Origin of the sequence: Sulfurovum sp. bin170 (genome assembly GCF_010892395.1) — a bacterium.
GTDB lineage: Bacteria > Campylobacterota > Campylobacteria > Campylobacterales > Sulfurovaceae > UBA1140.
Genome location: NZ_JAACKB010000074.1, coordinates 1 through 7,067 on the forward strand (window position 1 = coordinate 1; position 7,067 = coordinate 7,067).

The window sequence follows — 7,067 nt, forward strand, 5'->3', positions numbered from 1 at the left end:
AAAAATTGTGAAGATTACTATTGGTATAATTTTTTTTCTTATCATATAAAGAGACTCCTATTTTTTAATCTATCTGTTAAGATAATTTTCTAACTCAACTCGTAATCCATCTTTTAATGCTTGAGGTGAAACTATCTCTAAATCAGGCAACCATCTCTTGACAAAGGGCAGTATCTCCATAGGCTGTGTGTACTCTACACTGAACTCCACAGAGTTATCTTCTCGCTTTTCTATAAACTGCTGAGAATCAAAAAAACTTTTCATACCCTCTTCAAAATATTTAGCAATCTTTGGAGAGGCTACTATATGAGCTATCTCTTTGGGTTTATCATATAGAGAGAATGGGTTTTGAAAAGTTCTAAAAAATTCATCATACTCGGATATGTCAACATTGGAGGCATCACTTTTTTTAGAGGGTTCTGTTTTTATAATAAAAGAGACTCTTAAAAAACGAAAACCACTCTCTTGATCTACAATAGCAAGATACCAATTCTGCTCCATAAAAATAAGTTTAAGGCAGAGTGCTTTTTCATGTACCCTTGGTGTGTCATAAACATAAGAAATATCTTGATACCTCTTATCTAAAATAGCTATCTGGATATGCCGAAACATCACTTTTTCTTCATCACTTTTTAGCTCTTCAAATGGTGAGTTTTTATGTAAAAAGATATTTTTTTCATTATCTTGTGATTTATCATACATTTGTCCTAAAATACTACTATCCCAATCGTGAACCATCTCCAACAACCAATTCAAATCATCTGTATTACTGATAATCTGTTCAAAGATATAGGAAGCAGAGATAAATTCATAACTGTTTCCACTGCTCTTTTTTACTTTAATCATATTGTCATAATACTCTACGATAGAATCTAAATGACGACTCAATGTTCTAGTACAATCATATCCCAACTCTTGTGCTAATACATCATCTGCTTTTAATTTTTTTCTTTTATATAAAAGTTCCATTAATATAGCAACTTGTGCAACCTTTGCCATTACAGATACTCCCTAACAAACTCACGAGCCATGCGTCTGTTTACTAATTCTTTTCTAATTCCATGTTTATCTCTTTTTCGATTGTAAGTTTTTTTACTTCTTACAACTCTCGTCACAGGACTAAATCCCCAAATTATCCGTTTTTTTATCTGTTTCATACCCATTCCTTTTATAAAATTTCTAGAATTATATCAATCTATAGAGACAACAGTTGTCCATCAAACCCCATATTTCTGAATATTACTAGATAAACTACTCTTCCATCTTTTCCCTATTTTTAAAATTATAGCTAATTTTTCCGATATTTTTGACCTCTCGGCAGGTGGACAAATTTTGTCTTCAATGCAGCTATAATGGCAGTAGAAATTAAAGAAATAGGGAGCTTTATTATGAACAAGGAACAAGAACTAAAAGAACGAAAGAGGGTTGAGAAGATTAAACTAAACATACTAATTGTATTGTTTTCCATCATCTCATTTTACACTAGCTATACAGGTTTTCTAAAACTTACAGGAGTTATAGAGCATGACTATCTATTGATGGGGGTAATGGGTCTGCTTGTAGGAGCATTACAGTATGCACTGGTATTTAGTATCAATGCATTTCATCTAGGTGACCTATTTAGAAAAAATAGGATAAAAGCCGTAGCCTTACTGGCTATCTATATGATAACTATGGTTACCAGTGTAACTTTCTCATTCTCATACTGGTATCAAGAGTTCTCTGCTGAAGGTCATGCACAAAGAAGTTCCGAACTACAGCTCAATGGTGTTAAAGATAGTCTTATCACAGCTCAAGACTCATTTTCAAGAATGGGAACAAAACTAAAAAAACTCTCAGACTACTCAACTACAGAATCAAACAGAGAGCGAATAGATGGTAAAACTTGTGATAGAACCGTAGGCTCTGGTGAGGGTCCTTTTACTTGGTTAAGAGCAGATGATGCTAGACTTACCAAAAGTTACCTTGATGATGTAGAGAGGCTTGAAGCCCAACTAAACCAAGATATACTACAGGTAGCTAACTATATTGAGAGTTTTGACCCAAATGGAGATGTTATCGGTTTCAACCGTACAGTTAATGACAGCATCAAACAGATTAACCTAAAGTATTTTAAAAATCAGACTCTAAGTGACCTCAAAAATATGCTAATCTCACGAAGTGGACTAAATCGTAAAGCCATAACCGTCACAAGCAAAAAAACAGGTCAAGTAAGTACAGAGAGCTGTATGGATAATGACTTTAGTTTTGGAGCTAAAAAAGTTATTGCTAGGATTGATGCTCTCTCTCCTATAGAGGAGTTACATTTCTTTGATAGAAGCAATACCAAAGAGCTTTTTGCAAGAACAACAGCTGTACTAATGGCTCTAATGAACCCATCTACAATTAAATCTGTTGATGAGATGACACACTATGATGACATCACCAGTGGTGACCTCTATGCTGTATCAGCAGGGTTTATTATTGACCTTTTGATTTTGCTTGTTACACTCTATGCAAAAGAACCAAAAGAGCATAACTTGGTACTGTTTAGGATTGTCAAAAAGATACTTAATGGAGAATACTCTAATGAGATAATGCAAAAACTTAAACCATATCTAGCAGAGATGAACGGTAACTACCTAGTAGCTTTGCCTAAAGATGTGGATGACCAAGAGATAGAAAATATCAAACAGCTAATACTATACATGCAACATCAAAAGTTGGCAACACTATTTGTTAATAAAGTAAAAGGAGAGGCTCTTGATGAGTATTTCCCCATAGAGCTAAGAGAGAGCTATCCTGATAAGTCATTTAGAGTCTATCAAGTACCTAGAAAAAAGTTTGAGGCATTCATACTACAAAACATAGAGCAAGGAGAAGAGAATGTATAGCAGTCATATCAGAAGTATTTTAGAAGAGATTTCATGGAGATTTCAAGTGAAATATCTAAATTTCTATAGCGAGTGGATGGTAGTTCTACTTCCTTTTATATTGCTACTAACACTACCATATTGGTTACCAAAGTTAAGCTTCCAAGCTCTAAAAAAGAGAGGTGCTGTTGTCAATATTTTGGCTCTAGGCTTCATCCTAACACTAGTGGCTACTGCTGCCTATATATGGGCTATCATAGGAGAGCCAAATCAAAAAAAGTGGACAGAGGAAATTTTCCCTACACATATTACGCGTATTGCTACCAAAGTAAGAGATAATCAAGACAATATGCTTGGTATATTGGCAAATCCAAAGCTTGACAAATCAAATAAAAGCACACTCTACATAGAGAATGTACCAAAACTATACTGGAGTATGCTAAAAGATAGAGAGGAGCAGTATCTTAATTTCAATAACCATCAAATAGATTTTTGGGGCATCATAAATGACCCTAGGTCTTTTAATGGTATTGACCCTATAGGAGTTCCAAAGTCAATCATCGTTAATGGACGAGGTGGGAGCAGTCTATCTCAACAGCTTGTCAAAAACTTCTATGGTCAAGACTATTTTAATGGTCTAACTTCAAGTCGTCACCTCAATACAGTCATGAGGAAATGGCAAGAGTTAAATGAAGCAAAAACCTTTTATCACAATTTAAAAGAGAAAAATGGGGAGGAGTTCAAGCGATGGATAGCAATGTACTCACCACCATTGGTCTCAAACGGAACCGTCTATGGACTAGAGAGTGTCTCTGCTGTTATATTCGGTAAAAAACCTCATGAGCTAAAAGATTATGAACAGATTCTACTAAGTCAAATGCATAAAATCTCCTACTACTTTTCACCTGAAAAAGTGAATGAGAAGAAGTGTAAACTAATCAAAAGAGAGTCTAAAAGAGACATTAACCGATACTTTTCCGATGATAAAAAGAGGATAACTGCCCTTAGTAGTGAGATTGACTCTTGGGTATGCCCAAAAGAGCCTGAGGTTCCATTAGACTTTTACAATATATTACAGAATTTAGATGATAGAAAAAAACGAGTTTACGGTAATCTAAATGCTAGAGTGTGGAAACTAGCAGGTAGCTCTACTTTGTTACTACGAAAAGAGCTAAAAGAGTATCAACAAAAACATCCAAAGCATCTAGTCACCGAGGCAAAGATGACCATAGATACAGCTAAAAATATGGCATTCAAGAAAGGTATTGACAAAGCCCTTCTAAAAATTGAAAAAAACCTTGAGGGTCGTCTGGTGGTTGACCTTGATGGAAATGGAATCAAAGAGAGAGAACAGGCTAATATATGGATAAGTGTGGTTGATGACAAAGGGAGCTGGAAACATATCTACAAACGAGGGAATACCAGTTATAAACGCCGTATAGGTAGTCTCTCTAAGATATTTGAAGCTATCGCTTTGGGAGCAAGAGGAGATAAATGGGACTACTACTATTGTAATGAACCATACAAAAATGTCTCTAACTCTGATGGGAATCATGGTGGAAAATGTGAGGAGAATGGAGCCAATATCTACAGTGCTATGAGAGTATTTGGTGCTTCTAAAAACCTACCATTGAAATCTGCTTTTGATAAATTTGTAGTTAAAAACAACAGAGGAGTTAAGATAGTACAAGAACCTATCAAGAAGCAACTATTAAAAGATATATATCATGAGTTCAATCTTAAAAAAGATAGTAACGCAAGTAGTATGCAGTATGAGATGAGTTTTGGAATGACCAATAGTACACCTCTGAACTTACAAAAATCTATTCATAAATTGACACATCTTTTGTACCCAACAGGTCACTACAAAGAGGCACATATTATTGATTCTCTAAACTATAAGGTCGTTAGAGATACAAACCTAGTAAAAGGAGGAACAACTAAGAGAAACTACTCTACTACATTATCCTATAATATTAGAAAACTGTTTGATACCAACACAAAAATCTATATGAAGACTCTGCTAAAAGCACCACTCCATTCAGGCTATGGAACGCTAAGGAGTTTCAATACCATCAATGGATTCAAGCCACTCTTTATCAAAAGTGGTACAACAGATACCAAAATAAACAATGAGACGCTAACTCAAAGCAAATGGACAGCAGGAGCTATAAAAGTCAAAGGTAAAAACTACAGTTTTGTTATTATGGTAGAGCGTCAAAAAGGTATAGGTAGAAGAATCAAACACTATGAGATGATGAAACCTCTATTTAGAGAGCTTGTAAAAGCTCTTTTAGAGCATTAGAAGCTTAATCATGGACATATTTATCATCCTACTAAACCGAACCATCAATCTACTAAAATACCCAATAGCCCTACTATTGGCTCTCCTGACCTATGAATTATTCATCATACTCTACGAAATTACAGAGACTATATACACTCATCAAAATTTCTACAAACACCTGTTTATCGGTATGGGGAGCTATCTTTTTCTATGGATTTTCATCTTTAGCAATATCAGAGGAAACTGGTTCTTAACCATAGAGCATGAGCTAACCCATACCATCTTTGCCCTGCTGACCTTTCACAAAATAGTTGATTTCAAAGCCTCGGACAGTTGGGGTGGATATATGCAATTCTCTGGTGTGGGAAGAGGAAACTGGCTTATTACCATTGCTCCCTACTTCTTTCCAACTTTTAGCATGATAGTCATACTGTTTATCTATCTCTCACAATCCCAATATCACTACATTTTGGTAGGTATTCTTGGCTACAGCATCATCTATCATATTCACAGTACATGGAGTGAGACCAGTCTAAGACAGCCTGATATACAAGAGGTTGGTCTACCTTTTGCAGTGCTTTTTTTGCCCAGTGCCAATCTCTTGGCTCTTATTGGTATCTTGTCAGCCATCCCCTATGACGGCATCAATTTTTCAGATATTTTAAATCGTATCTATCAATACAGCTCAACACATATCACTCAATACTCCTACACTATTCAAGAGATAAAAGAGGTTTTTGGCTAAAAGTACAAGTAACAAAATGGAAATAGAGACCACTACTCTCCATCTACCCCAAACTCCACCAAAAACCGACCATACCCACGAACAGTATCATTTCCCACAGCCACCACTTCACCATATTTGAGAAGTTCATAGCTCTGTGCATCAAGATTTTTAACACTAAGATTCACACTATACCCCTCTACAATTATCTTTTTCCCTTGAGCGTCACTGCGTCTAAATGTCTTTTGATAACGGCTCTTTGATGAGACCAACTCATAAGAGGGAGTAAATGGAAGTTTGGCATGGGCTTTTCCCTCTTCAAAAAAAGCTTTTCGCTTGTAGAGTGAGCTTAAAATATCTTCTAAGCCAATCTCTTTGATTAAACTTCTATTGGCTTGTTTTAAAATAAATGGGGTTAGTGATTTTATATGAACCGTAGAGGAAACTTTCGGTAGAGCCATCTGATTTAAAGGAAAAAGTGTCTCAATACCAAAGGCAGTATGTGGAAATTTAAAATGTTCTTTCTCCAAGCCGTACTTACTCAACATCAAAGACAAAGTATCTATAACCATACTCATATCAAACGCTCTACTCTCCTCAAAAAATAGAATCAATCCAAAATCATAACGCTCTTGACGAACTTCAACATTAAAGCGAAAAGGTCTATATCCATTGCTCTGTTCATAAAACTCATAATAGAGACAACGCTCTTTTGCAAAACACCCTTTACACTTATAAGTAGGATTAACACAACTTCTCTCTTTTAGAGCATGACCAAATGCCCCACGCAATGCTGAACCAATAAAAGAACTTGGTTTTCTATTATCATTTACTTCTATTTTAATTTGATGGTATTGCATCATAATTCTCCAAAGCTAGTTTTAACTTCTGGGTATAAGCCTCTCGAAGCTCTACAGGTTCAAGCACTAGCAAATCAGGTAACCACTTCTGAACAAAAGGCAATATCTCTAACTCTTGAGTATAGTTCAAAGTAAACAGCACCGACCCATCAGCCAACTTCTTTTTAAACTTTTGAGAAGGCAGAAACTTTTTCATATCTTTCTCAAAATATTTCGCAACTGTAGGTGTCGCTTTAATAGTAGCTACTTTAGACTCTACCCCATAAAGTGTCATGGCATTTTGAACCGTTGTCAAAAAGTCCAAATAGGGTTTAATATCTTTTTTATGAAAAGTAGTTTTTGAA

General features: G+C 35.4%; 7 protein-coding genes. 3 read left to right on the forward strand and 4 right to left on the reverse strand.

All coding sequences use genetic code 11. From position 1 onward, the window contains the following. Positions 1–69 precede the first annotated feature (69 nt). Positions 70–999: a WYL domain-containing protein gene (locus GSY74_RS01705; RefSeq protein WP_164663389.1), complete on the reverse strand. Its 930-nt coding sequence runs from the start codon at positions 997–999 to the stop codon at positions 70–72. Further along, positions 999–1,157: a hypothetical protein gene (locus tag GSY74_RS01710; RefSeq protein WP_164663388.1), complete on the reverse strand. Its 159-nt coding sequence runs from the start codon at positions 1,155–1,157 to the stop codon at positions 999–1,001. Before GSY74_RS01710 ends, GSY74_RS01705 begins: the two co-directional genes overlap by 1 nt. A 231-nt stretch (positions 1,158–1,388) precedes the next feature. Here GSY74_RS01710 and GSY74_RS01715 point away from each other — a divergent pair, with 231 nt between their 5' ends. Genes GSY74_RS01715 through GSY74_RS01725 form a run of 3 tightly spaced genes read left to right on the forward strand, consistent with a single transcriptional unit; the run spans position 1,389 to position 5,884 of the window. Further along, positions 1,389–2,873 (forward strand): hypothetical protein, encoded by a 1,485-nt coding sequence (locus GSY74_RS01715; RefSeq protein ID WP_164663390.1) that lies wholly within the window; start codon positions 1,389–1,391, stop codon positions 2,871–2,873. Continuing rightward, positions 2,866–5,157 carry a transglycosylase domain-containing protein gene (locus GSY74_RS01720; RefSeq protein WP_164663391.1) on the forward strand — a complete coding sequence of 764 codons (2,292 nt, stop codon included), beginning with the start codon at positions 2,866–2,868 and terminating at the stop codon, positions 5,155–5,157. Before GSY74_RS01715 ends, GSY74_RS01720 begins: the two co-directional genes overlap by 8 nt. A 10-nt stretch (positions 5,158–5,167) precedes the next feature. Beyond that, complete coding sequence (locus GSY74_RS01725) at positions 5,168–5,884, forward strand: M50 family metallopeptidase (protein WP_164663392.1); 717 nt, start codon at positions 5,168–5,170, stop codon at positions 5,882–5,884. Positions 5,885–5,916: 32 nt separating this feature from the next. Here GSY74_RS01725 and GSY74_RS01730 read toward each other — a convergent pair whose 3' ends face one another. Next, positions 5,917–6,723 (reverse strand): hypothetical protein, encoded by an 807-nt coding sequence (locus tag GSY74_RS01730; RefSeq protein ID WP_164663393.1) that lies wholly within the window; start codon positions 6,721–6,723, stop codon positions 5,917–5,919. Continuing rightward, the coding region (locus GSY74_RS01735) for a WYL domain-containing protein (RefSeq protein WP_164663394.1) at positions 6,704–7,067 on the reverse strand (364 nt) is incomplete at its 5' end. The genes GSY74_RS01735 and GSY74_RS01730, both read right to left, overlap by 20 nt.